At 63.8% G+C, this 21,577-nt stretch carries 24 protein-coding genes and 1 tRNA gene; 18 read left to right on the forward strand and 7 right to left on the reverse strand.

The genetic code is table 11. From position 1 onward, the window contains the following. Positions 1 to 9: 9 nt before the first annotated feature. Positions 10 to 1,377, reverse strand: coding sequence for a dicarboxylate/amino acid:cation symporter (locus PVE73_RS03295; protein WP_277365579.1), 1,368 nt, complete (start codon positions 1,375 to 1,377; stop codon positions 10 to 12). 304 nt (positions 1,378 to 1,681) lie between these two features. On the opposite strand from PVE73_RS03295, the gene PVE73_RS03300 reads away from it, so the two are divergent. Together PVE73_RS03300 and serA are read left to right on the forward strand one after the other, a co-directional pair. Beyond that, positions 1,682 to 2,854 (forward strand): phosphoserine transaminase, encoded by a 1,173-nt coding sequence (locus tag PVE73_RS03300; protein WP_277365580.1) that lies wholly within the window; start codon positions 1,682 to 1,684, stop codon positions 2,852 to 2,854. Positions 2,855 to 2,919: 65 nt separating this feature from the next. Further along, positions 2,920 to 4,518 (forward strand): phosphoglycerate dehydrogenase, encoded by a 1,599-nt coding sequence (gene serA, locus PVE73_RS03305; RefSeq protein WP_277365581.1) that lies wholly within the window; start codon positions 2,920 to 2,922, stop codon positions 4,516 to 4,518. Between the two features lie 36 nt (positions 4,519 to 4,554). On the opposite strand, the gene PVE73_RS03310 is transcribed toward serA, so the two are convergent. Continuing rightward, positions 4,555 to 5,481 carry a DMT family transporter gene (locus PVE73_RS03310; protein WP_277367327.1) on the reverse strand — a complete coding sequence of 309 codons (927 nt, stop codon included), beginning with the start codon at positions 5,479 to 5,481 and terminating at the stop codon, positions 4,555 to 4,557. A gap of 192 nt (positions 5,482 to 5,673) precedes the next feature. Here PVE73_RS03310 and PVE73_RS03315 point away from each other — a divergent pair, with 192 nt between their 5' ends. Beyond that, positions 5,674 to 6,972 (forward strand): adenylosuccinate synthase, encoded by a 1,299-nt coding sequence (locus tag PVE73_RS03315; protein WP_277365582.1) that lies wholly within the window; start codon positions 5,674 to 5,676, stop codon positions 6,970 to 6,972. Here the strand turns inward: PVE73_RS03315 and PVE73_RS03320 are convergent. After that, positions 6,950 to 7,237, reverse strand: a complete 288-nt coding sequence (locus tag PVE73_RS03320; protein WP_277365583.1) for a hypothetical protein — start codon at positions 7,235 to 7,237, stop codon at positions 6,950 to 6,952. The two genes, PVE73_RS03315 and PVE73_RS03320, sit on opposite strands and share 23 nt — an antisense overlap. A 107-nt stretch (positions 7,238 to 7,344) precedes the next feature. Here PVE73_RS03320 and PVE73_RS03325 point away from each other — a divergent pair, with 107 nt between their 5' ends. Further along, positions 7,345 to 8,964 (forward strand): hypothetical protein, encoded by a 1,620-nt coding sequence (locus PVE73_RS03325; RefSeq protein WP_277365584.1) that lies wholly within the window; start codon positions 7,345 to 7,347, stop codon positions 8,962 to 8,964. Positions 8,965 to 9,023: 59 nt separating this feature from the next. Here the strand turns inward: PVE73_RS03325 and rpoH are convergent, their stop codons facing one another. After that, the gene (rpoH, locus tag PVE73_RS03330; protein WP_277365585.1) at positions 9,024 to 9,944 is read right to left on the reverse strand and encodes an RNA polymerase sigma factor RpoH; all 921 of its coding nucleotides are present in this window, start codon (positions 9,942 to 9,944) and stop codon (positions 9,024 to 9,026) included. A 170-nt stretch (positions 9,945 to 10,114) separates the two neighbouring features. After that, positions 10,115 to 11,146 (reverse strand): RluA family pseudouridine synthase, encoded by a 1,032-nt coding sequence (locus tag PVE73_RS03335; RefSeq protein WP_277365586.1) that lies wholly within the window; start codon positions 11,144 to 11,146, stop codon positions 10,115 to 10,117. Positions 11,147 to 11,176: 30 nt separating this feature from the next. Here PVE73_RS03335 and PVE73_RS03340 point away from each other — a divergent pair, with 30 nt between their 5' ends. The 6 genes from PVE73_RS03340 (at position 11,177) to PVE73_RS03365 (ending at position 14,774) form a co-directional block, all read left to right on the forward strand. After that, positions 11,177 to 11,581 (forward strand): fimbrial protein, encoded by a 405-nt coding sequence (locus tag PVE73_RS03340; protein WP_277365587.1) that lies wholly within the window; start codon positions 11,177 to 11,179, stop codon positions 11,579 to 11,581. Next, the gene (locus PVE73_RS03345; protein ID WP_277365588.1) at positions 11,578 to 11,991 is read left to right on the forward strand and encodes a VOC family protein; all 414 of its coding nucleotides are present in this window, start codon (positions 11,578 to 11,580) and stop codon (positions 11,989 to 11,991) included. Before PVE73_RS03340 ends, PVE73_RS03345 begins: the two co-directional genes overlap by 4 nt. A 61-nt stretch (positions 11,992 to 12,052) precedes the next feature. Beyond that, positions 12,053 to 12,128: transfer RNA gene (locus tag PVE73_RS03350), tRNA-Glu, on the forward strand. Positions 12,129 to 12,346: 218 nt separating this feature from the next. Beyond that, positions 12,347 to 13,132, forward strand: coding sequence for an SDR family oxidoreductase (locus PVE73_RS03355; RefSeq protein WP_277365589.1), 786 nt, complete (start codon positions 12,347 to 12,349; stop codon positions 13,130 to 13,132). Positions 13,133 to 13,146: 14 nt separating this feature from the next. After that, positions 13,147 to 13,851 (forward strand): ribonuclease activity regulator RraA, encoded by a 705-nt coding sequence (locus PVE73_RS03360; protein WP_277365590.1) that lies wholly within the window; start codon positions 13,147 to 13,149, stop codon positions 13,849 to 13,851. Continuing rightward, entirely contained in the window at positions 13,848 to 14,774 is a 927-nt protein-coding gene (locus tag PVE73_RS03365) for a dihydrodipicolinate synthase family protein (RefSeq protein ID WP_277365591.1), read from the forward strand. Before PVE73_RS03360 ends, PVE73_RS03365 begins: the two co-directional genes overlap by 4 nt. A gap of 10 nt (positions 14,775 to 14,784) precedes the next feature. On the opposite strand, the gene PVE73_RS03370 is transcribed toward PVE73_RS03365, so the two are convergent. After that, a complete protein-coding gene (locus PVE73_RS03370; RefSeq protein WP_277365592.1) occupies positions 14,785 to 15,036 on the reverse strand; it encodes a DUF982 domain-containing protein in 252 nt (83 codons plus the stop codon). Between the two features lie 154 nt (positions 15,037 to 15,190). Here PVE73_RS03370 and PVE73_RS03375 point away from each other — a divergent pair, with 154 nt between their 5' ends. The 3 genes from PVE73_RS03375 to PVE73_RS03385 all read left to right on the forward strand — a co-directional run bounded on the left by PVE73_RS03375 (position 15,191) and on the right by PVE73_RS03385 (position 15,888). Then, positions 15,191 to 15,421, forward strand: a complete 231-nt coding sequence (locus PVE73_RS03375) for a hypothetical protein (protein WP_277365593.1) — start codon at positions 15,191 to 15,193, stop codon at positions 15,419 to 15,421. Then, positions 15,403 to 15,615: a hypothetical protein gene (locus tag PVE73_RS03380; RefSeq protein WP_277365594.1), complete on the forward strand. Its 213-nt coding sequence runs from the start codon at positions 15,403 to 15,405 to the stop codon at positions 15,613 to 15,615. The genes PVE73_RS03375 and PVE73_RS03380 overlap by 19 nt, the downstream gene beginning before the upstream one ends. A 126-nt stretch (positions 15,616 to 15,741) precedes the next feature. Continuing rightward, on the forward strand, positions 15,742 to 15,888 hold the full coding sequence (locus PVE73_RS03385; RefSeq protein WP_277365595.1) for a hypothetical protein: 147 nt from the start codon (positions 15,742 to 15,744) through the stop codon (positions 15,886 to 15,888). A 5-nt stretch (positions 15,889 to 15,893) separates the two neighbouring features. Here PVE73_RS03385 and PVE73_RS03390 read toward each other — a convergent pair whose 3' ends face one another. Continuing rightward, positions 15,894 to 16,130 (reverse strand): DUF3072 domain-containing protein, encoded by a 237-nt coding sequence (locus PVE73_RS03390; RefSeq protein WP_277365596.1) that lies wholly within the window; start codon positions 16,128 to 16,130, stop codon positions 15,894 to 15,896. Positions 16,131 to 16,258: 128 nt separating this feature from the next. Here PVE73_RS03390 and PVE73_RS03395 point away from each other — a divergent pair, with 128 nt between their 5' ends. From PVE73_RS03395 to pstB, 5 genes are all read left to right on the forward strand, one after another. Continuing rightward, complete coding sequence (locus tag PVE73_RS03395; RefSeq protein WP_277365597.1) at positions 16,259 to 16,528, forward strand: PepSY domain-containing protein; 270 nt, start codon at positions 16,259 to 16,261, stop codon at positions 16,526 to 16,528. 418 nt (positions 16,529 to 16,946) lie between these two features. Continuing rightward, a complete protein-coding gene (locus tag PVE73_RS03400) occupies positions 16,947 to 17,981 on the forward strand; it encodes a substrate-binding domain-containing protein (protein ID WP_277365598.1) in 1,035 nt (344 codons plus the stop codon). Between the two features lie 77 nt (positions 17,982 to 18,058). Next, entirely contained in the window at positions 18,059 to 19,438 is a 1,380-nt protein-coding gene (gene pstC, locus PVE73_RS03405) for a phosphate ABC transporter permease subunit PstC (RefSeq protein WP_277365599.1), read from the forward strand. A 4-nt stretch (positions 19,439 to 19,442) separates the two neighbouring features. Next, entirely contained in the window at positions 19,443 to 20,735 is a 1,293-nt protein-coding gene (gene pstA, locus PVE73_RS03410; RefSeq protein ID WP_277365600.1) for a phosphate ABC transporter permease PstA, read from the forward strand. A 12-nt stretch (positions 20,736 to 20,747) separates the two neighbouring features. Further along, positions 20,748 to 21,563: a phosphate ABC transporter ATP-binding protein PstB gene (gene pstB, locus PVE73_RS03415; RefSeq protein WP_277365601.1), complete on the forward strand. Its 816-nt coding sequence runs from the start codon at positions 20,748 to 20,750 to the stop codon at positions 21,561 to 21,563. The last annotated feature ends 14 nt before the right edge of the window (positions 21,564 to 21,577 follow it).

The following is a 21,577-nucleotide window of genomic DNA, read 5'->3' on the forward strand; positions in this document are numbered from 1 at the left end:
GATAGCGAATCAGGCGGCCCGGGGCGCGGGCTCGGCCTGGAGCAGGTCCACCTGTCCGGCGTGGTCGTAGCGTGCTTGGTCGAGAATGCCGGCCCGCTTGGCCACGATCGTGGGGACCAGCGCCTGTCCGGCGACATTCACCGCGGTGCGGCCCATATCGAGGATCGGGTCGATCGCCAGGAGCAGACCCACGCCCTGGAGCGGCAGACCGAGGGTCGACAGCGTCAGGGTGAGCATCACGACCGCGCCCGTAAGGCCCGCGGTCGCGGCGGAGCCGACCACCGAGACGAAGGCGATCAGGAAATAGTCCTGGAGCGCCAGCGGCACGTGGTAGAACTCCGCGACGAAGATCGCCGCGATCGCCGGATAGATGGCCGCGCAGCCGTCCATCTTCGTCGTGGCGCCAAGGGGCACGGCGAAGGCGGCATATTCACGGGGCACGCCGAGCTCGCGTTCGGTAACCGTCTCGGTCACCGGGAGGGTGCCGATCGAGGAGCGCGAGACGAAGGCGAGCTGGATCGCCGGCCATGCACCCGCGAAGTAGCGGACGGGGTTGAGGCCGTTCGCAAAAAGCAGCACCGGGTAGACGACGAACAGGACGAGGGCGAGGCCGATATAGACAGCGGCGGAAAACCAGCCCAACTGGCCGAGCGTCTGCCAGCCATACTGCGCAACGGCGTTGCCGAGCAGGCCGATCGTGCCGATCGGGGTCAGCCGGATCACCCACCACAGGATTTTCCGGACGATGGCGAGCAGGGAACGGTTCAGTTCGAGGAAAGGCTCGGCCGCCTGCCCGACGCGGAGGGCCGCGATGCCGATGACGATCGAGACCACGAGGATCTGCAGGACATTGAAATTGAGCGCTGTGGTGGCACCCGTTTCGCTTATTCTGGTGGATGCCTGAAGGCCGAGCATGTTGGCCGGCACGAGCCCCTTCAGGAAGTCGAGCCAGGAACCGGTGGTGGCGGGTGCGGCCGCCGCGGCCTGGTCGATCACGGCCCGCGTGCCGGGCTGGATGATAAGACCGAGCGAAATGCCGATCACCACTGCGATCAATGCGGTGATGGCGAACCACAGCAGCATCTGCCACACGAGCGCGGCCGCGTTGGAGAGTGCCCGCAGATTGCTGATCGAGGCGACGATCGCGGTGAAGATGAGCAGCGGGACGAGTGCGCGCAGGAGCTGGACGAAGATCGAACCGATGGTCTGCAGCGTCTGCGCGAGCCAGTTCGGATCGCCTGCCGGGCCTGTGCCCATGTCGCGGGCGATCAAGCCGAGGACGAGGCCGACCGCCATCGCGAAGAGCACCTGAAAACCGAAAGAACGGTAGAACGGCTTTTGCTCCGCCGGTCGGGAGGGGTGAGCTTGGGTGGCCATGGGAGAACTCTTCTTTTCTCATCGCAAAGGAAAGCACCCCAAACATGGATGTGCTTTGGAATAAAATTCTATATATGCCATAGGCTTCTCCTTTTCATGAAATAAAATTCTAACATAATCCGATATCTGGGATGTGTTACCCGCTCTAGGCGCCTGCGCCGCCCACGGAATGCTCGATCCCGTGCCGCACACGGGCAGGCCTCGATATGATTGCCACTTGCCTTTCAGTGCGAGTTCGACTAACCCCATCCGCGGGCCACCCCTCCCCACCGAGGGGCGTGCTATCTGGAAGGATAGGTACAACATGACCACGCTCTCGAAGCCGGACATGCGTCCGGCCAATCCCAATTTCTCTTCAGGACCCTGCGCGAAGCGCCCCGGCTGGACGGTCGAGGCCCTGAAAGGCGCTGCCCTCGGGCGCTCGCATCGTGCAAAGATCGGCAAGGAGAAGCTTGCCCGCGCGATCGAACTCACACGCGAAGTGCTTCAGGTTCCCGCAGACTACCGCATCGGCATCGTGCCGGCCTCGGATACGGGTGCCGTCGAAATGGCACTGTGGTCGCTTCTGGGCCAACGCGGTGTCGATATGCTGGCCTGGGAATCCTTCGGCGCAGGCTGGGTGACGGATGTCGTCAAGCAGCTCAAGATCGAGGATGTCCGCCGCATCGAGGCCGATTACGGCAAGCTGCCCGATCTTTCCCAGGTCGATTTCGACCGGGACGTCGTCTTCACCTGGAACGGCACCACCTCCGGCGTGCGCGTGCCGAATGCCGATTTCATTCCGGCCGACCGCGGCGGCCTGACCATCTGTGACGCCACCTCGGCGGCCTTCGCCCAGCGGCTCGATTTCGCCAAGCTCGACGTCGTCACCTTCTCCTGGCAGAAGGTGCTGGGCGGCGAGGGCGGCCACGGCATGCTCATTCTCTCTCCCCGCGCGGTGGAACGGCTCGAGACTTACACGCCCGCCTGGCCATTGCCCAAGATCTTCCGCATGACCAAGGGCGGCAAGCTGATCGAAGGCATCTTCAAGGGCGAGACCATCAACACGCCCTCCATGCTCTGTGTGGAAGACTATCTCGACGCGCTCGAATGGGCGAAGTCGGCCGGCGGGCTCGAAGGTCTGATCGCCCGCGCCGACGCCAATTTCGCCGTCATCGACCGTTTCGTGCAGAAGAGCGGCTGGCTGGCGCATCTGGCGGAAGATCCGTCCACGCGCTCCAACACCTCGGTCTGCCTCAGCATCGTCGATCCGGCCGTTGCGGCATTGGACGAAGAGGCCCGCGCGGCCTTCGCCAAGGGCATCGTCTCCAGGCTCGACAAGGAAGGGGTCGCCTACGACGTCGGCCACTACCGCGATGCGCCTCCGGGCCTCAGGATCTGGGCCGGCGCCACGGTGGAGACCGCTGATCTCGAAGCCCTGACGCCTTGGCTCGACTTGGCTTTCCAGGAGCAGAAAGCCGCGCTTCAGGCGGCCTGATTCTTCCCGGCCGCATCCGTCTTGCGGCCTCCCTTTTCCCTTTTTCGACAGAATGGAGCCTGGAGATGGCACCTCGCGTTCTCGTTTCCGACAAGCTTTCGCCGACCGCCGTCGACATTTTCAAGCAGCGCGGCATCGACGTGGATTACCAGCCCGATCTCGGGAAGGACAAGGAGAAGCTTCTCTCCGTCATCGACCAGTATGACGGACTCGCGATCCGCTCCGCCACCAAGGTCACGGAGAAGCTGATCGCCGCCGCCACGAACCTCAAGGTGATCGGCCGCGCCGGCATCGGCGTCGACAATGTCGACATCCCCGCCGCCTCGCGCCGCGGCATCATCGTGATGAACACGCCCTTCGGCAATTCCATCACGACTGCGGAGCACGCGATCGCGATGCTCTTCGCCGTGGCGCGGCAGATTCCCGAGGCCAACGCTTCCACCCATGCCGGCAAGTGGGAGAAGAACCGTTTCATGGGTGTCGAGATCACCGGCAAGACACTGGGCGTGATCGGCTGCGGCAATATCGGTTCCGTCGTCGCCATGCGCGCGATCGGGCTCAAGATGCATGTGGTGGCCTTTGATCCCTTCCTCTCGGAAGACCGGGCCGAGGAACTCGGCGTGGAGAAAGTGGAACTCGACGAACTCTTCGCGCGTGCCGATTTCATCACGCTGCACACCCCGCTCACCGACAAGACGCGGGGCATCATCAACGCGGAAGCGATCGGCAAGATGAAGGAGGGCGTGCGCATCATCAATTGCGCGCGCGGCGGCTTGATCGTCGAGGCCGACCTGCTCGAGGCGCTCAAGTCCGGCAAGGTCGCCGGCGCGGGCATCGACGTGTTCGAGAACGAGCCTGCGACCGAGAACCCGCTTTTCAACATGCCCAATGTGGTCTGCACGCCGCATCTCGGCGCCTCGACGACGGAAGCGCAGGAGAACGTGGCGTTGCAAGTGGCCGAGCAGATGTCGGACTACCTCATCAAGGGCGCCGTCACGAACGCCATCAACATGCCCTCGATCACGGCGGAGGAGGCACCGCGCCTCAAGCCGTTCATCAAGCTCGCGGAAGTGCTCGGCGCCTTCGTCGGCCAGGTGACGGACGAGCCGATCGAGGAGGTCGAGATTCTGTTCGACGGCTCGACCGCCACCATGAACACGCGGGCGCTCATCAGTGCGGCGCTGGCGGGTCTCATCCGGCCCCAGGTGAACGACGTCAACATGGTCTCGGCACCGATCATGGTGAAGGAACGCGGCATCATCGTCTCGGAAGTGAAGCGCGACAAGTCCGGCGTGTTCGATGGCTATATCAAGTTGACGGTGAAGACCACCGAGCGCACGCGTTCGATTGCCGGCACGGTCTTTTCCGACGGCAAGCCGCGCTTCATCCAGATCAAGGGCATCAATCTCGATGCCGAGATCGGCGAGCACATGCTCTACACCACCAATTACGACACGCCTGGCATCATCGGTCAGCTCGGCACCATCTGCGGCAAGCACGGGGTGAACATCGCGAACTTCCAGCTCGGCCGCAACCGGCCCGGCGGGGACGCCATCGCGCTGCTCTATCTCGATGCGCCGTTCCCGCAGGCGGTGGTGGACGAACTCAAGTCGACGGGCACCATCCTCTCGGCCAGGCCGCTACGGTTCGACGTCGGCGCATAGCGAACCCTCGCCGGGCGTGCTGCGCGTGCGCCCGGCTTATGACCCGTCCACCGGTGCCCGGACGCGCGGCGAGGCGGCCTCGGCCCTTCGTCCGCTGTATTCGGCAAGCGAGATGCCGCAGAAGACCAGAAGAAGCGCGGCGGCGTGGTAGAGGTGAAAATCCTCGCCGAGGATCAGGATGGAAAGCAGCGTCCCGAAAATCGGCACCAGATTGACGAAGAGCCCGGCGCGGTTGGGGCCGATGAGCTCGTTGCTGCGGATATAGAAGACCTGTGACAGGACAGAGGGCATGACGGCGACATAGATCACGATTGCCCAGCCCCTGAGATCCGGGAGGATCAGATCGCCGGTCGAATGCTCCCACGCAAGCAGCGGAACGGAGCTTGCCAGGGCGGAGGCGGCAAGCACCGTGATCATGCTCAGCCAATGGATCTCCGGCTTGAAGCGGAGACCCACCGTATAGAATCCGTAGACGAGCACGGCGATCAGCATCAAGAGATCGCCTAAGTTGATGTCGAGAGCGGCGAGCCTCGTGATGTCGCCGTGGCTTGCCGTCAGGCCGATACCGATGAGCGAGAGGAGAAAGCCCACAAGCTGGAGCCAGGTGGCCTTCACGCGGAAGACGAGGAAATTCACCACGATGATCACGAGCGGGATCGCCCCCTGCTCGATGGAGACGTTGACTGCCGAGGTGAGCGTCAGGGCACTGTACATGGCCGCGTTGAAGCAAGTGAAGCCGATCACGCCCAGGCTCGCCAGAAGAGGCAGATGCCGCTTCACGTCCGGCCAATCCCGGCGAAGCGGCTTCCACGCGAACGGCAGAAGAAGCGCAAGCGCGACGATCCAGCGCAGGAACGTGAGCGCGAAAGGAGACACGTGACCCACCGCCAGTTTCCCCGCCACGGCGTTTCCGCCCCAGAAAAGCGTCGTCAGCAGAAGCAACGGATAGGCGGAATTGAGCATGCGGGGGGAGTCCGGATCATGATGCTGGTTCAGGGATAAAGCATCCATCCGCTTCATGCACTACCCCGCCTGAAATTCCCGCCGGCCTCCAGAGTGCGGCGAAAGAGGGGTCGCATCGAGCCCCGCATGAAGGTATAGAGCCTCTGGTTTTCGAAGGCCGGTGCACTCCGGCCGAGAGGAAGGAAAGCACTGATGGCGAATGTGGTGGTCGTTGGCTCGCAATGGGGCGACGAGGGCAAGGGAAAGATCGTCGACTGGCTCTCCGAGCGCGCGGATGTGGTGGTGCGCTACCAGGGCGGACACAATGCCGGTCACACGCTCGTCATTGACGGGGTGAGCTACAAGCTCTCGCTCCTGCCCTCCGGCGTGGTCCGGCAGGGAAAGCTTTCCGTCATCGGCAATGGCGTCGTCTTCGATCCGCATGCCTTCGTGGCGGAAGTGGAGCGGCTGAAGGGGCAGGGCGTGACGGTGACGCCCGACAGCCTGAAGATCGCCGAGAATACTGCTCTGATTCTCTCCCTGCATCGCGAACTTGACGGCTTCCGCGAGGACGCCGCCTCCAATTCGGGAACGAAGATCGGCACGACGCGACGCGGCATCGGCCCGGCCTATGAGGACAAGGTGGGCCGCCGTGCGGTCCGCGTGATGGACCTCGCCGATCCGGAGACGCTGGCGCTCAAGGTCGACCGGCTGCTCACCCACCACAACGCGCTTCGGCGCGGCCTCGGACATCCGGAGGTCTCCCACGAGGCGATCATGCAGGAGCTTACGTCGGTCGCGGAGAAGATCCTTCCCTTCGTCGACCGCGTGTGGACGATCCTCGACAATGCGCGGCGGGCGGGAAGCCGCATCCTGTTCGAAGGGGCGCAGGGGACGATGCTCGACATCGATCACGGCACCTATCCCTTCGTCACCTCGTCCAACACCGTGGCCGGGCAGGCTGCAACCGGCTCCGGCCTCGGCCCGGGCGCCGTGGACTATGTGCTGGGTATCACCAAGGCTTATACGACGCGGGTGGGCGAGGGGCCGTTCCCGACCGAGCAGGACAACGAGGTGGGCGACTTCCTCGGCACGCGCGGGCATGAGTTCGGCACGGTCACCGGGCGCAAGCGCCGCTGCGGCTGGTTCGACGCGGTCCTGGTGCGGCAAGCCGTGGTGGCCAACGGCATGAACGGCATCGCGCTCACCAAGCTCGACGTTCTCGATGGCCTGGATGAGATCAAGGTGTGCACAGGATACCGGCTCGACGGGCAGGTGATCGATTATCTTCCGGCAAGCCAGGGCGCGCAGGCGCGGCTCGAACCGATCTACGAGACGCTTGAGGGCTGGAAGGAAACGACACGCGGCGCGCGCCGCTGGAACGACCTGCCGGCCCAGGCGGTGAAATATGTGCGCCATATCGAAGAGCTCATCGGCGCGCCGGTCGCAATCCTTTCGACCAGCCCCGAGCGCGAAGACGCAATTCTGGTCACCGATCCGTTCCAGGACTAGTTTTCGAGACGATCGTGCTTTCATGAAGCAGCCGCCCGATCTTCTTCTTTCCGTTGCTCGGATGCCGGAGAATATCGGCTGCCGGGAGCAGCGGTTCATCCGCATTTCTCCGGTCCTTGTCGGTGAAGCGGAATGCCTGCGAGGCGAGAATCGGGCTGCATCTTGCGCTTTTCTTCCGGGCGGGAGAAAAGCGGCGCGGGCCGTTCTGGCGCAGGAATCCGAGCATATGGCCTAACACATTGAATTTTCGTGTGATCTCCGGCATGTCACAGTTTCAATATTTTGGGCCGTGTTGTAGTGTGACCACATTTTCGTGCGAGTTTCCGGCGAGTTTGGGTCCGCAACGGCAAGCAGGAGCAGGCATTTCAGATTATGGCAGATTTTGCTGCGGTTTTGCGCAAGGCCGTCGAGGCGCTGAAGGATAACACGCCCGAGGCGCGCGAGAAAATTTACCAGAAGGCACGCATCACGATCGAGGCCAAGCTTGCCGCGGTGTCGTCGCCACCCCAGGTGGCCGAGCGCCAGCGAGAGCTTCTGGAGGAGGCCATCGGCCAGGTGGAGGCGGACTATGCTCCGCCGCCGGCATCTTCCCTGGAGGACGATTTCGACAGCCTCCTTTCGGATCTCCAGGCCTTGGAACGGGCCGCCCCGGCCATCCGCCCGACGGAAGACGAGGAGGCCAGCAGCAACGGCGATGCCGAGACGCAGTGGGACCGCGCCGAGACGCCGCCGCCTGAGGCGCAGCACGCGCAGGATCCTTTCGACCCCGATGATGCGCAGTCCGCCGCCGGATGGTCAACCGGGGCCGGTCCGGCACTGCATGCCGATCCCGTCCGCGCTCCGCTCGATGAGGTGGACTGGTCGCAGACCTCCCAGCCTTCCGTCGAGGGGCCGGAAGCGCTTCCTCCTGTCGAGGAAAGGCTGGCCGGCAATGCGCCGGCACGGCAGCGTCGCGGCGGGATCGTAAGACCGCTCGTCCTGCTGCTTCTCCTGCTTGCGGTGGGCGCTGCGGGTTATGGCGGCTGGCTCTATCGGGACGAAGCGTCACAGCTTGCAGGCTTTGCGAGTTTCGACGACCTGATCGCCGGGCGGGGGCGGGATGCACCTCGCGCCGAGCAGGACGCACCTCCCGCCGAACAGGATGGCGCCGGTGCGCAGGTTGCGGTAGCCGGGAATACCCAGCCGGCGGAGACCGAGCCGACACCTGCGCCGGAAGAGCAACCGGCAAGCGAAGTGCGGCAAAAATTCACGCAAAGGCTGATGCCCGACGGCCGCGAGGTGGACGAAGGACCGGCGGGAGGCGAGCCGGGCCTTGGTGAAGGGACGTCCGTCGCGCAGGCGACGCAGGGGAGCGGCGCGCCTGTGCAGGGCAGCGGGCAGACAGGGGAGGCTTCTTCTGGAAGCGCTGCCGGCTCTGGTACGGATCAGGAGGCCCTGCCCGTCGGCCAGAAAGCCATCTTCTACGAGGAGCGCACGAACGCTTCGGAAGGCTATGCCGAGAACGGCTCCGTCGTCTGGTCCCTCATAGAGGAATCGCCGGGCGAAAACATCCCTCCTGAGCCCGCCATCCAGGCGGAAGCCACGATCCCCGAGAAGGGCCTGCAGCTCAGGATGACCATCCGCCGCAACACGGACCAGTCGCTGCCGGCCAGCCATATCGTCGAGCTGATCTTCCTCACGCCGGAAAACTTCCAGGGCGGCGGCATCAGCAATGTGCTGCGGATGAGCATGAAGCGCACCGAGCAGGACACGGGAAGCCCGCTCCTCGGCATCCCGGCGAAGATCGCCGACGGCTTCTTCCTGGTGGCCCTGAGCGACAGCCAGGCCGATCAGCGGGTCAACCTGACGCTTCTGCGCCGGCAAAGCTGGATCGACATTCCGATCGTCTACAGCTCGGGGCGGCGGGCCCTCATCACCATGGAAAAGGGTGTGCCCGGCGAACGTATCTTCAACCAAGCGATCGATGCGTGGAGCCGCGATTCCAGCGGATAAGGAAAACCCTCCCCGAGGGGAGGGTCTCCAATTCCATCACGGCAGGCGGGGCCGGCCTGTTAAACCGAGGCGCGCTCGCCTTCGCCCCGTGCCGGGCGGACGGCCTGGGCCTGGCGCTTGGCGGAGGCCGTCACCGCCTCCTGCACCTTCTCGAACGCGCGAACCTCGATCTGGCGCACGCGCTCGCGGCTGATGTCGAACTCGCCGGAAAGCTCTTCCAGCGTCAGCGGCTCGTCGGAGAGGCGGCGTGCTTCGAAGATTCGGCGTTCGCGGTCGTTGAGCACGTCCATCGCATCCTCCAGCATGCGCCGGCGCGATTCGAGCTCGTCCTGCTCGACCAACATCTGTTCCTGGTTGTCGTGTTCGTCCACGAGCCAGTCCTGCCACTCGCCGGATTCGCCCTCGGTCGCCCGAATGGGCGCATTCAGCGAAGCGTCGCCCGACAGGCGGCGGTTCATGGAGATCACCTCGTCCTCGCTCACATTGAGGCGGGTGGCGATCTCCGACACCTGCTCGGGATTGAGGTCGCCTTCCTCGAGCGCCTGGATCTTGCCCTTCACCTTGCGGAGATTGAAGAACAGCCGCTTCTGGTTGGCCGTGGTGCCCATCTTCACGAGGCTCCACGAGCGCAGGATATACTCTTGAATCGCCGCCTTGATCCACCACATTGCGTATGTGGCAAGACGGAAGCCGCGTTCGGGCTCGAATTTCTTGACGGCCTGCATGAGGCCGACATTGCCCTCGGAGATCACCTCCCCGATGGGCAGGCCATAGCCACGATAGCCCATGGCGATCTTAGCCACGAGCCGTAGATGGCTGGTCACAAGCTTATGCGCAGCGTCGGTGTCGCCATGCTCACGGTAGCGCTTCGCAAGCATGTACTCCTGCTCCGGCTGAAGCATGGGAAATCTGCGGATTTCCTCCAGGTAACGGGTGAGACCACCCTCGCCAGAAACAATGCTCGGCAATGTCTGGGCCATATTAGCACCCTCCTTTTCTCGACGCCCCCTCAGAGGCGGGCGGACGCGTGGCCGCATCGGTGCGCGCCACGACATATAGCCTATATAGGAACAAATGCGGAGGAATTAAAGCTTCCCTTTCCGGTCAACAAAGCGTTACCGGGCTCGTGACTTCGATCCGCATTCTGTGATCATAAACCGGCGAAACCCTCCAAGAGTTCCGTCATGTCGTGTGGAATTGGCGCTTCGAACCGCATCATCTCACCCGTCTCGGGATGGCGGAAGGCGAGCAGGCGTGCATGAAGCGCCTGGCGCGGGAAGGCGGCGACCTTTGCCGCGAGCTGCGGCGGCAGCCGGTTCACCTTGGTGCGGAACGCACGGCCATAGGCCGGGTCGCCAACGAGAGGATGGCCGATATGCGCCATATGGACGCGGATCTGGTGTGTGCGGCCCGTCTCCAGCCTGCATTCGACGAGGGATGCGATCTGCTCCTCCGGCCGGCCAGGTCCATATCGCTCCAGCACGGCGTAGCGTGTGACCGCATGGCGCGCATCGGCCCGGCCCGCCGGCACCACGGCGCGCAGCGTGCGGTCGCTTGTCGAGCGACCGAGCGGTGCGACGACCGAGCCGGAGCTGCGCGGCGGCACGCCCCAGACCAGCGCCACATAGGCCCGCTCGAGGTCTCCATCCTGGCCGTGATCGGCGAAGGCGTCGGCGAGCACCCGATGCGCGTGGTCGGCCTTGGCGACCACCATCACGCCGCTCGTATCGCGATCGAGCCGGTGCACGATGCCCGGCCGGCGAACGCCGCCGATGCCCGAAAGCGTGGCGCCGCAGTGGTGGATCAGCGCATTGACCAGTGTGCCGGTCCAGTTGCCCGGCCCGGGATGCACGACCAGGCCGGCCGGCTTGTCGATCACGATCAGGGCGTCGTCCTCGTAAAGGATACTGAGTGGTATGGCCTCGCCTTCGGGCTCTGGGGCTTCCGGCTCGGGTAGCATGATCCGGTAGCATTCGCCGGCGGAGACCTTCCGCTTGGGCTCACTCACGGCGCGGCCGTCGAGGCTTACTGCACCTTCGCGGATGATCGCCTGCACGCGGCTGCGCGAGAATTCAGGAGCAAGCAGTGCGGCAAGCCACTGGTCGAGGCGCTTGCCTTCCGCCGTTTCATCCGCGCGCAGCTCTTTCCATTCGCTGCCGGCTTCGTTATCAGGATCGCTCATTTTCCGACTTTTCTTGCGATTGGAACATGCATGGCAGGGCCGAACGCCTCGCTCGAACTCGACGAAGAGAAGCCGCTCGACCCGGCGGCAGAGCGCGTGCGCCGCAAGCTCGTGCGTTTCATGATCATCAATCTCGGCATCCTGTTCGCAGCGGTTATGGCGGTGGTGCTGGCGTTTGTCTACAAATCGGTGAAGGAGCCGGAGACCGCGGTCCCGCAGCCGGGCGCGTCCGATACCGCAGCTGTCCCCTCCGGCGAGACGGTTTCCGGCGACATTCCGCTCCCGGTCGGCGCGCGCATCATCTCCCATGCTGCTTCCGGCAACCGGCTGACCCTGCATGTGGCGCTGGCGGGCGATCGCGAGGCGATCCTCCTTTACGACATCCCCGAAAGACGGCTGATCGGACGCTTCTCGGTCACCCGCGAAGCACGATGAGCGGCCCCGGCCGGCGCATCGCTCTCACCAGCCTCGTGGTGTGGGACTATGACGAAGCGATCGCCTGGTACCGTGAGAAGCTTGGCTTCCGCGTCATTGAGGACACGCGGATCGGCGACGGCGGAAAGCGCTGGGTGGTGGTTGGCCCGCAGAATGCGGGCGGCGCCTGCCTGCTTCTGGCGAAGGCCGACGGCGCCGCTCAGGAGGCCGCAATCGGCAATCAGTCCGGCGGCCGCGTTTTCCTCTTCCTCCATACGGACGATTTCCGGCGCGACCACCAGGCCATGCAGGCGCGCGGAGTGGTTTTCCGCGAAGAGCCACGCCGGGAAAGCTACGGCATAGTGGCGGTCTTCGCCGATCTCTACGGCAATCTATGGGACCTTCTGGAGCCGTTTGACCGGAATGTTTGAACACGCCGTTCGAAGCTGTTGCATTCCAATCCGATCGCGACTATATCGCGTGCTTCTGAGCGCTCCCATCGTCTAGCGGTCTAGGACGCCGCCCTCTCACGGCGGAAACAGGGGTTCGAGTCCCCTTGGGAGTACCAGATTTCCCCGATTTCCAAGAGACTGTAGAGCGGTTCGCCAGAGGCCCCTGGCGGCCATCTTCCGCGAGCGGGCCATGCTCGGCGACAGGCACGAAGCTTTGCAAGGAAGCCGGTGTCCATACGATGGATCTTTCCCGATTCGGACGAAGGAAGAGCCATGTTTGATTATGATCCGCAAGGCTGATAATCGACGCGCTACAGGCAGACGGAGACGGCACGTGGATCTCGGAATCAGGAACAAGACGGCGCTGGTATTCGGCGCCGGCGGCGGGCTCGGCGGCGCGATCGCGAGGGCGCTCGCGGCCGAAGGCTGCTTCGTCTATGCCGCGGATATCAACGCGGAGGCGGCAGGCGCCACGGCTTCGGAGATCAAGGCTTCGGGCGGTGAGGCGGAAGCGGTCGCCTGGGATCTCGCAGATCTCCCGGCCGTGGAGAGCAATTTCGCTGCGATCGAGGCAAAGCGGGGCGGGGTGGACATCCTCGTCAACAACACCGGCGGCCCGCCGCCCACGCCCGCTTCCGGCCAGTCGCCGGAGCTCTGGGCGAAGCATTTCCAGTCCATGGTGCTTTCGGTGATCGCCATTACCGACCGGGCGCTGCCCGGCATGCGCCAGCGGAATTGGGGGCGCATCGTCACCTCCACCTCCTCCGGCGTGGTGGCGCCGATTCCCAATCTCGGCATATCCAACGCACTGCGGCTCTCACTCGTCGGCTGGTCCAAGACGCTCGCGCGTGAAGTCGGTCGCGACGGCGTTACCGCCAACATCGTCCTGCCCGGCCGCATCGCGACCCAGCGCATCAAGTTTCTCGATGAGCAGAAGGCCGCGCGAGAGAACCGCAGCGCCGAAGACGTGGCTGCGGAAAGCACCGCTTCCATCCCCGTCGGCCGCTACGGCGAGCCGGCCGAATACGGCGATGCCGTCGCCTTTCTCGCCAGCGCGCGGGCATCCTATATCACCGGCTCCGTCATCCGGGTGGACGGCGGGCTCATCGCAAGCATCTGATCCGGGGGACACCCATGGCTTTGGACAAGAGCGCGATCGAGACGCTCAAGAACGTAACGACCGCCACGCTGACGACGATTCTTTTGAAGAAGGGGCTGCGCAATGTGTGGCTGCGCGGAACGAAACCGCTCGGGCCCGGCCAACCGCGCATCGTCGGGCGTGCCTTCACGCTGCGCTTCGTGCCCGCCCGCGAGGACCTCGCCACGCCGGCGAGCTGGGCCTCGCCCATCTCCACCCGCGCGGCCATCGAGGACATGCCGGAAGGCGCGGTGGTCGTGGCCGACGCCATGGGCGTCACCGATGCCGGCATCTTCGGCGATATCCTCTGCGCGCGGATGGTGAAGCGCGGTGTGGCCGCGCTCGTGACGGACGGCGTCATGCGTGACGCGGCAGGTGTGCTGGATACCGGCCTGCCGGTCTGGTGCAGCGGGGTCGCGGCACCGCCCTCGGTGGCCGGGCTCACCTTCGTCGCGTGGCAGCAGCCGATCGCCTGCGGCGGCGTCGCTGTCTTCCCGGACGACATCATCGTCGTGGACGACGACGGCGCGGTGCTCATTCCGGCGGGGTTGCTCGACGAGCTGCTGGCGGAGGCGCCCGAGCAGGAGCGGATGGAAGCCTGGATCATGAAGGAGGTGGACCGCGGCGTTCCGCTTCCCGGTCTCTATCCCATGAATGCCGAGACCAAGGCGCGCTACGAAGCCGAGAAGGCCAAGGGATGAAGCTCGACCACACTGCGAAGGGCGTCTATGCGATCGCCGCCACGCCTTTCCATCCCGACGGGCGGCTGGATGCGGCCTCGGTGGACCGGCTGACGGACTTCTATCTCGGTTGCGGCGTGACCGGGCTCACCATCCTCGGCATCATGGGCGAGGCGCCGAAGCTCGAGCCCGAGGAATCACTTGCCATCACCCGCCAGGTGGTGGGCCGTGCCGCCGTGCCGGTCGTCGTCGGCGTCTCCGCCCCGGGCTTTGCCGCCATGCGCTCGCTTGCCCGCAACGCGATGGAGTTGGGTGCCGCCGGCGTCATGATCGCGCCGCCCTCCTCACTCAGGACCGATGAGCAGATCGTCACCTATTACGCCCAGGCGGTCGAGGCGATCGGGGAGGACGTGCCCTTCGTCATCCAGGACTACCCGCTGACGCTCGGCGTGGTGATGACGCCCAACGTCATCCGCACGATCGTTCAGAACCACCCCTCCTGCGTGATGCTCAAGCACGAGGACTGGCCGGGTCTGGAAAAGATATCGAAGCTGCGGGCCTTCCAGGCGGCGGGCGAGATGCGCCAGATCTCCATCCTCTGCGGCAATGGCGGACTTTTCCTCGATTTCGAGATGGAGCGCGGCGCCGACGGTGCGATGACGGGCTATGTCTTTCCGGACATGCTGGTCGATACGGTCCGGCTGCAGCGGGAGGGGAGGCGGGACGAGGCACATGACCTCTTCGACGCACATCTGCCGCTCATCCGTTATGAGCAGCAGCAAGGCGTGGGGCTGGCGGTGCGCAAATACGTCCTGCAGAAGCGCGGAGCGATCGCCAGCGACGCGCAACGCAAGCCCGCGAGCGGCATTTCGGCCACCGCAAGGGCCGAAGTGGATTATCTTCTGTCGCGCGTCGGGCGGTACGATCGGCGGGCGAGGCTTTAGCGCCAGCCCCTTATGCAATGAAGCCGTGCGCCTTGGCGAATGTCTTGAGACTTCTGCGCGCCTCGCCGACGGCTTCGCTCCTATAGGTGGCGACGAAGCAGGCCTCCAGCGCGCTTTCGAAGATCGGTCCCTCCTGCACCGGGCAAGTCCTCAGGAAATCGAAGGCCTCCCGGGCATTCGCGATCTCCTTGGTCTTTCCGGGCCTAAGGGTGATGCGGACGGGCGTTTCGAAGCGGGGCTGAGTGGATTGTTCTTGATTCATTGGGATCCTCGACCTGCTCAAGAGGAGTAGAACGACTGACGGCCTGAAAGGTTCCATCTTTTTCCTCCCGCTTGAATTTCCCCGTCCGTGGTCCGACTATCCAGTTGGAACGATCCGGCCCTATGCCGGTTCGAGAGGGCGATCGGAGGGTTCAATGCCGCCGGAGGAGATGGACGTTGTTCTTGCGAAGCTTCCCTTGCGTATCGGTGCCTATGTGCCGAGCGACCTTCTGGAGGAGTGGTTCGCCCCGGGCACGGGAATGAACCCGGTGAGCGGCAAGGCCATCGAGGCTGCGAAGGTCTATGGCCGGCGGTTCGAGTGCGAGTTCGAATATTATCCTGACCGGATGGAAGGCGTGTTCTGGAAATGGGTACCGGCGATATGAACCGCGGGGGCGGTGCGTCCCCGCTTGAAGACAAGGTCAAGCAGGCGATCGTCGACGAGTTGAAGCGTCAGGCGGATATCACCCCCGGCGCGCGCAAGGTCTCCGCGACCGGAACCACGGTTTCGGTGGAGGGCGAGTTCGACCTCGATGATCTCGCAATGGTCGTGATCGGCGCGATGGCCGGCGGGCCGTGAAGGTTGCCGCGCCGGAAACACGCGAGTTTACCTGCGGGTAAGATGTTTGAATTGCGGATGAATGCTGTATTCAGCGACAGTTCGGGCGTTGGCAGCTAGCGTGAGATCCTCCAAGGGGGTGATCCAATGCTCGTACGTTTGTTCTTCGCGGTCGTATTTGCTTTCTGCCTCGGTGGCGTCCTCTCGATGGCGCTCGATCCGTCGCTCAGCAAGCGCGCCTCGCAGGCGCAACCTTACTATGGGCAGGCCGCCGGCTTTAGCGTCCTTGAATAGGGCGCTTACCGGCCGTCCTCGTCCTCCAGCCCAAGCTTCCGCTTCAGTGCGTCGATTCTCTCCGATGCCTCAGCCTTGCTGAGACCGTCCGCATAGGCATCGGGCTCGTCCGCCTGCTCCGAAAGGGTTTTCAGGTAGGAGGCCTGCGCGCCGGTCATCGGCTCGTCACCGCTCAGCCAGTCCCGCGGGTCCTTTTCCATGTTCGAGCCGGGGTGCTGCTTGGGATTGTCCTTGTCCTGCATCGTCCGCTCCTGTCGTGGTCATTGAAACGCGGTTCCGCCGCGGGAGTTCCGGCAGGCGGAGCAGGCTTTCGGAACCGCGTGCGGTGCTCCCCGTTGAGAGATGTCGGCAACACAGAAAGGATGTCTCGATGAACCGCAGGACCATGCTCGCGCTTTCCTCGGCCACCGTCATCGCCTGCACGCCGCTGCACGCGCAGACCTTGGAGGAAGAGGCGATCCCGCCGGAAAACGCCATGAAGGTCTCGGAGATCGTGGCGAAGATCGAGGCGCGGCCCGATTTCCGTTATCTCGACGAGGTCGATTGGGACGGAGACGGCTATTACCAGATCACCTATTTCACCAACGACAAGGCCAAGGTGGAAATGCGCATCAATCCGGTCACCGGGGAGCCGATTTAAGGCGCAGGGTCTGTTTCCCCATGCGAAACCCGCTCCGCAAGGCCGGATGAAGCGGACGGGACACCGGTCCCGCGCTATGGCGACAAGCCGCAGGAAGAGGAGTTGAACCTCGCCGCCGCGTCCATATGGGTGCCGCTCGGCAGGTCGTTCGTCGGATAACAAAGGCCGACATCTTTGCAGTCCTTCCGCTTCTGGCGGATGCGTTGTAATCTATACGCATGCAAGGCCCCCTTGCATTGAACGGCACCGGTCGTGCCGTCGGGGGTTGGCTGCAGGCTTGCCGTAGCCGTCGGATGGCAAGTCCGTCGATCTTTACCGGACCGACACGAAAGTGTCATCGAACTGTTACATAGGGCCTTTATGCGACTCCCGACGCGACACGGCGTCGACACCGAATTCCGAACAGGGAGTAGCCCTAATGAAAAGAATCGTCTTAACCGCTTCGGCGGCCTCAATCGCTCTTGTTGCGGCGGTTGGCTCGGCTGCTGCGCGTGATCAGATTCGCATCGTCGGCTCATCGACGGTGTTTCCCTACACGCAAGCCGTCGCTGAAGAGTTCGGCAATCTCGGCAGCTTCCCGGCTCCGGTGACCGAATCGACGGGTACGGGCGGCGGCATGCAGATCTTCTGCGGCGGCGTTGGTGTCGACCATCCCGATATCACCGGAGCCTCGCGCGCCATGAAGGAGAGCGAGTACGAACTCTGCGTCGAGAATGGCGTGGACAATGTCACCGAAGTGCAGATCGGCTCCGACGGCCTGTCGATCGCACACTCGGTCGATGGTCCGGAAATCGACCTGACCAAGGCGCAGATATTCCAGGCGCTCGCCGCTGAGGTCGAGGTGGACGGGGAAGTCGTGGCGAACCCGTACAAGCGGTGGAACGAGATCGACTCCTCGCTGCCGGATGCGGAAATCACCGTTTTTGGGCCTCCTCCCACCTCCGGCACCCGCGATGCCTTCGTCGAGCTGGTTATGGAAGCTGGTTGCGAAGAGTTCCCTGCCATCGAAGCGCTCGAAGGTGACCGTAAGGATGAGGTCTGCCAGCGCATGCGCACCGACGGCCCGTTCATCGAAGCCGGCGAGAACGACAACCTGATCGTTCAGCGCCTGCAGGCCGACCACAACGCACTGGGCATCTTCGGCTATTCCTTCCTCTATGAGAACCAGGATACGCTGAAGGCGGTGGCGGTCGATGGCGTAAAGCCCTCTCCCGAGTCCATTGCCGACGAGTCCTACACGGTCTCTCGTCCGCTGTTCTTCTATGTCAAGAACGCGCATCGCGGCGTCGTTCCGGGTCTTCAGGAGTTCGTCGAGGAATACGTCTCTGAAGAGGCGATGGGCCCCGGCGGCTATCTCGAAGAGCGCGGTCTCATTCCGCTCTCCGACGAGAAGCGTGAAGAAGTCCGCAATGCGGCGATCGAAGGCAAGAGCCTCACCCGCTTCACGCAGTAACCATCCAGCGAGTCTGCACCGCGCCTTCCTTGCGGTGCAGACATCCCTCACACAGTCGAACCGAACGCAGGCAGCCCGTGACCGGATATCTGTTCTTCACAATCCTGGCCCTGTCGCTCATCGCCTTCTATGTGGGGCGGACGACGGCAAGCCGGTTCGTCGCCGCAAATAGGGCGGAAGTACATTCGCGCCCGATCTATCACGGCGCCTTCGCGGCCGTCTGGGTGGGCCTTCCCGCCCTTATCCTCGTTCTTCTGTGGCTCCTTATGCAGGGCGCCGTCCTTGATCGGTTGCTTCTGGCCTCTTTGCCGGACAGCCTGACCGAAGGCGCGTCAGCCTCGCAGCTTTCGCTCTATCTCAGCGAGATCAAGAATGTCGCTTCGGGGCGCATCTTCAGCGAGCCGTCGCCGGAGATCACCGCCGCTGCGGAGCGCTACAGCAACTGGCAGATGATCGCGCAATGGGCGATGGTGGTGGTGGCGCTCGCGGTTGCCGCGCTGGCGCTTTATCTCGCCCGGACCCGCATGGCGCCGCGCTTCCGTGCGCGTCAGAATTTCGAGCGGGCGCTGGACATCGTCATGATCTTTTCCGCCGTCGTGGCGATCCTGGTGACGATCGGCATCGTCGTGTCGCTCACTTTCGAGGCGATGCGCTTCTTCAGGCTCGTGCCGCCGCAGGAATTCTTCTTCGGGCTCAATTGGGAGCCGCAGATCGCCATCCGCGAGGACCAAGTGGCCGGAACGGGCGCGTTCGGCGCAGTTCCTGTCTTCACAGGAACGCTCCTGATCGCGACAATCGCGCTTCTCGTCGCCATTCCGATCGGCCTCTTCTCGGCAATCTACCTGGTCGAGTTCGCGAATGAGCGCGTTCGGGGCATCATCAAGCCGCTCCTGGAAATCCTCGCAGGCGTGCCCACCGTGGTCTACGGCTTCTTTGCCGTGCTTACGGTCGCCCCCGCGATCCGGCAGGCCGGCGGCCTGATGGGTATCGCCATATCGCCAAACAGCGCGCTGGCTGCGGGCGGGGTCATGGGGATCATGATCATCCCCTTCATCTCCTCTCTGTCCGACGATGCGTTGAGGGCAGTGCCGCAGTCGATGCGCGACGGTTCCTTCGCCATGGGTGCCACGCGCGCCGAGACGATCACGCGGGTGCTGCTCCCCGCTGCCCTTCCGGGCATTGTCGGCGGTGTCCTGCTGGCTGCAAGCCGCGCCATCGGAGAGACGATGATCGTGGTGATGGCCGCGGGCCTTACCGCGACGCTTACAGCCAATCCGCTCGAGGGCGTCACCACGGTGACGGTGCAGATCGTCACGCTGCTGATCGGCGATACAGCTTTCGACAATCCAAAGACCCTCTCGGCCTTTGCGCTCGGCCTGGTCCTGTTTGTCGTGACGCTTTGCCTCAATGTCCTGGCGCTGCGCATCGTGCGCCGCTATCGCGAGAAGTATGAGTAGATCCATGGCCGATACGACAACTTCCGCCCCCAAGCCTTTCAATTGGTCGTCGCCGGAAGCGGCAGCGGTGCGCAAGCGCCGCTATGCCGCGGATCGCCGCCTGCGGCTCTATGGCCTGATATCGATTTTGACCGCAATCGGTCTCCTCGGCGTGCTGATCGCATCACTGGTCGCCACCGGCCATAGTGCCTTCCTCCAGACGAAGATCGCCGTCGAGTTCACAGCCGATCCGGCGAACGTGCCGGCGGACGATCCCGCCTCGGGCAATTTCCGCGCCGTGGTCTCCGATGCCGTGCAGCGGTTGTTCCCCGGGATCGACAATCCGCGTGAACTACGGACGGCAGCAGGCATTCTCTCCAATGGCACGGTCAATATCGTGCGAAACTACGTGGCCGGGAATCCGCAGGTCGTCGGCAGCTCGTTCACTTTGAACGTTCCCGCCTCGGATCCCTATGACCAGCTTTACAAGGGCGTGATCGACCGAGACCTTCCAGAGGATCGCCGCAGGGTTTCGGATGCGCAGATTGCGCTTTTTCAATCGCTGGAGGAGCGCGGTCTGGTGTCCGCGCCGTTCAACTGGGGCCTGTTCGTCAACGCCGACAGCCGCTTCCCAGAACTGGCCGGTCTTGCGGGTGCTATCGTTGGTTCCTTTTATGCCCTTCTGGTGACGTTCCTGATCTCTTTCCCGGTGGGCATCGCGGCGGCGATCTATCTGGAGGAGTTCGCGCCCAAGAACCGCTGGACGGACCTCATCGAAGTGAACATCAACAATCTGGCTGCCGTGCCGTCGATCGTCTTCGGCCTGCTGGGACTTGCCGTCTTCATCCAGGTCTTCGGTCTGCCGCGGTCCGCGCCGCTGGTCGGCGGTCTGGTGCTCTCGCTGATGACCCTGCCAACCATGATCATCGTCACGCGCGCGGCGATGAAGTCGATTCCTCCTTCCATCCGTGAAGCCGCTCTCGGCATCGGCGCGTCGCGCCACGAGGTCATCCTGCACCACGTCCTGCCGCTGGCGCTGCCTGGCATCCTGACGGGCACGATCATCGGTCTGGCGCAGGCACTGGGCGAGACAGCCCCCCTGCTGCTTATCGGGATGAACGCCTTCCTGACCACGCCGCCGGGTGGTATCATGGATCCAGCCACCGCCCTGCCGACGCAGATCTTCATCTGGGCAGACAGCCCCGAGCGCGGCTTCGTCTCACGCACCTCGGCCGCAATTCTCGTGCTCTTGGGCTTCCTGATATTCATGAACGCGGTGGCCATCTATCTCCGGCAACGGTTCGAACGTCGCTGGTAACGGAGTGAGGATATGAATATGCTGACAGATACAGCCGTCGAAAATGCGCTCGACGAAGCGCCCCGGGCTGAAACCGTGAAGATGCGTGGCTCCAAAGTCAGTGTCTTCTATGGTGAGAAGCAGGCGCTCTTCGAGGTTGGTCTCGACATCCGTGAAAACCAGGTGACGGCGTTGATCGGTCCCTCGGGCTGTGGCAAGTCGACGTTCCTGCGTTGTCTGAACCGCATGAACGACACGATCGAGAGCGCCCGCGTAACGGGCGACATCACCCTCGATGGCGAGAACATCTACGATCCGCGCATCGACGTGGTGGAATTGCGCGCCCGCGTCGGCATGGTGTTCCAGAAGCCCAATCCGTTTCCAAAGTCGATTTACGAGAACGTCGCCTACGGCCCTCGTATTCATGGCCTGGCCAGTGCCAAGAGCGATCTCGACGGCGTTGTGGAGACCAGCCTGCAGAAAGCGGGCCTCTGGAGCGAGGTGAAAGACCGGCTGCAAGAGCCTGGAACGGGCCTCTCCGGCGGCCAGCAGCAGCGCCTCTGCATTGCCCGCGCCATCGCCGTCTCGCCCGAAGTCATCCTGATGGACGAGCCTTGCTCGGCGCTTGATCCGATCGCGACCGCCAAGGTCGAGGAGCTGATCGACGAACTGCGCGAGAACTATACGATCGTCATCGTGACCCACTCCATGCAGCAGGCCGCCCGCGTCTCCCAGCGCACGGCGATGTTCCATCTCGGGAACCTGGTCGAAGAGGGGCCGACCGACAAGATGTTCACCAACCCGGAAGACAAGCGGACCCAGGATTACATCACAGGCCGGTTCGGCTGATCCGGCGCAGTTTG

The organism is Chelativorans sp. AA-79 (assembly GCF_029457495.1).
Lineage (GTDB): Bacteria > Pseudomonadota > Alphaproteobacteria > Rhizobiales > Rhizobiaceae > Chelativorans.

Bases quoted from the DNA above. Each gene is read 5' to 3' on its own strand.
- PVE73_RS03310 (WP_277367327.1), bottom strand. From the start codon at position 5,481: ATGCTCAATTCCGCCTATCCGTTGCTTCTGCTGACGACGCTTTTCTGG.
- PVE73_RS03340 (WP_277365587.1), top strand. From the start codon at position 11,177: ATGGCAGGGCCGAACGCCTCGCTCGAACTCGACGAAGAGAAGCCGCTC.
- PVE73_RS03325 (WP_277365584.1), top strand. From the start codon at position 7,345: ATGGCAGATTTTGCTGCGGTTTTGCGCAAGGCCGTCGAGGCGCTGAAG.
- PVE73_RS03395 (WP_277365597.1), top strand. From the start codon at position 16,259: ATGAACCGCAGGACCATGCTCGCGCTTTCCTCGGCCACCGTCATCGCC.
- PVE73_RS03370 (WP_277365592.1), bottom strand. From the start codon at position 15,036: ATGAATCAAGAACAATCCACTCAGCCCCGCTTCGAAACGCCCGTCCGC.
- PVE73_RS03345 (WP_277365588.1), top strand. From the start codon at position 11,578: ATGAGCGGCCCCGGCCGGCGCATCGCTCTCACCAGCCTCGTGGTGTGG.
- PVE73_RS03390 (WP_277365596.1), bottom strand. From the start codon at position 16,130: ATGCAGGACAAGGACAATCCCAAGCAGCACCCCGGCTCGAACATGGAA.
- PVE73_RS03320 (WP_277365583.1), bottom strand. From the start codon at position 7,237: ATGCCGGAGATCACACGAAAATTCAATGTGTTAGGCCATATGCTCGGA.
- PVE73_RS03295 (WP_277365579.1), bottom strand. From the start codon at position 1,377: ATGGCCACCCAAGCTCACCCCTCCCGACCGGCGGAGCAAAAGCCGTTC.
- PVE73_RS03315 (WP_277365582.1), top strand. From the start codon at position 5,674: ATGGCGAATGTGGTGGTCGTTGGCTCGCAATGGGGCGACGAGGGCAAG.
- PVE73_RS03335 (WP_277365586.1), bottom strand. From the start codon at position 11,146: ATGAGCGATCCTGATAACGAAGCCGGCAGCGAATGGAAAGAGCTGCGC.
- pstB (WP_277365601.1), top strand. From the start codon at position 20,748: ATGAATATGCTGACAGATACAGCCGTCGAAAATGCGCTCGACGAAGCG.
- PVE73_RS03400 (WP_277365598.1), top strand. From the start codon at position 16,947: ATGAAAAGAATCGTCTTAACCGCTTCGGCGGCCTCAATCGCTCTTGTT.
- PVE73_RS03300 (WP_277365580.1), top strand. From the start codon at position 1,682: ATGACCACGCTCTCGAAGCCGGACATGCGTCCGGCCAATCCCAATTTC.
- pstA (WP_277365600.1), top strand. From the start codon at position 19,443: ATGGCCGATACGACAACTTCCGCCCCCAAGCCTTTCAATTGGTCGTCG.
- serA (WP_277365581.1), top strand. From the start codon at position 2,920: ATGGCACCTCGCGTTCTCGTTTCCGACAAGCTTTCGCCGACCGCCGTC.
- PVE73_RS03380 (WP_277365594.1), top strand. From the start codon at position 15,403: ATGGGTACCGGCGATATGAACCGCGGGGGCGGTGCGTCCCCGCTTGAA.
- PVE73_RS03385 (WP_277365595.1), top strand. From the start codon at position 15,742: ATGCTCGTACGTTTGTTCTTCGCGGTCGTATTTGCTTTCTGCCTCGGT.
- PVE73_RS03365 (WP_277365591.1), top strand. From the start codon at position 13,848: ATGAAGCTCGACCACACTGCGAAGGGCGTCTATGCGATCGCCGCCACG.
- PVE73_RS03375 (WP_277365593.1), top strand. From the start codon at position 15,191: ATGCCGCCGGAGGAGATGGACGTTGTTCTTGCGAAGCTTCCCTTGCGT.
- rpoH (WP_277365585.1), bottom strand. From the start codon at position 9,944: ATGGCCCAGACATTGCCGAGCATTGTTTCTGGCGAGGGTGGTCTCACC.
- PVE73_RS03360 (WP_277365590.1), top strand. From the start codon at position 13,147: ATGGCTTTGGACAAGAGCGCGATCGAGACGCTCAAGAACGTAACGACC.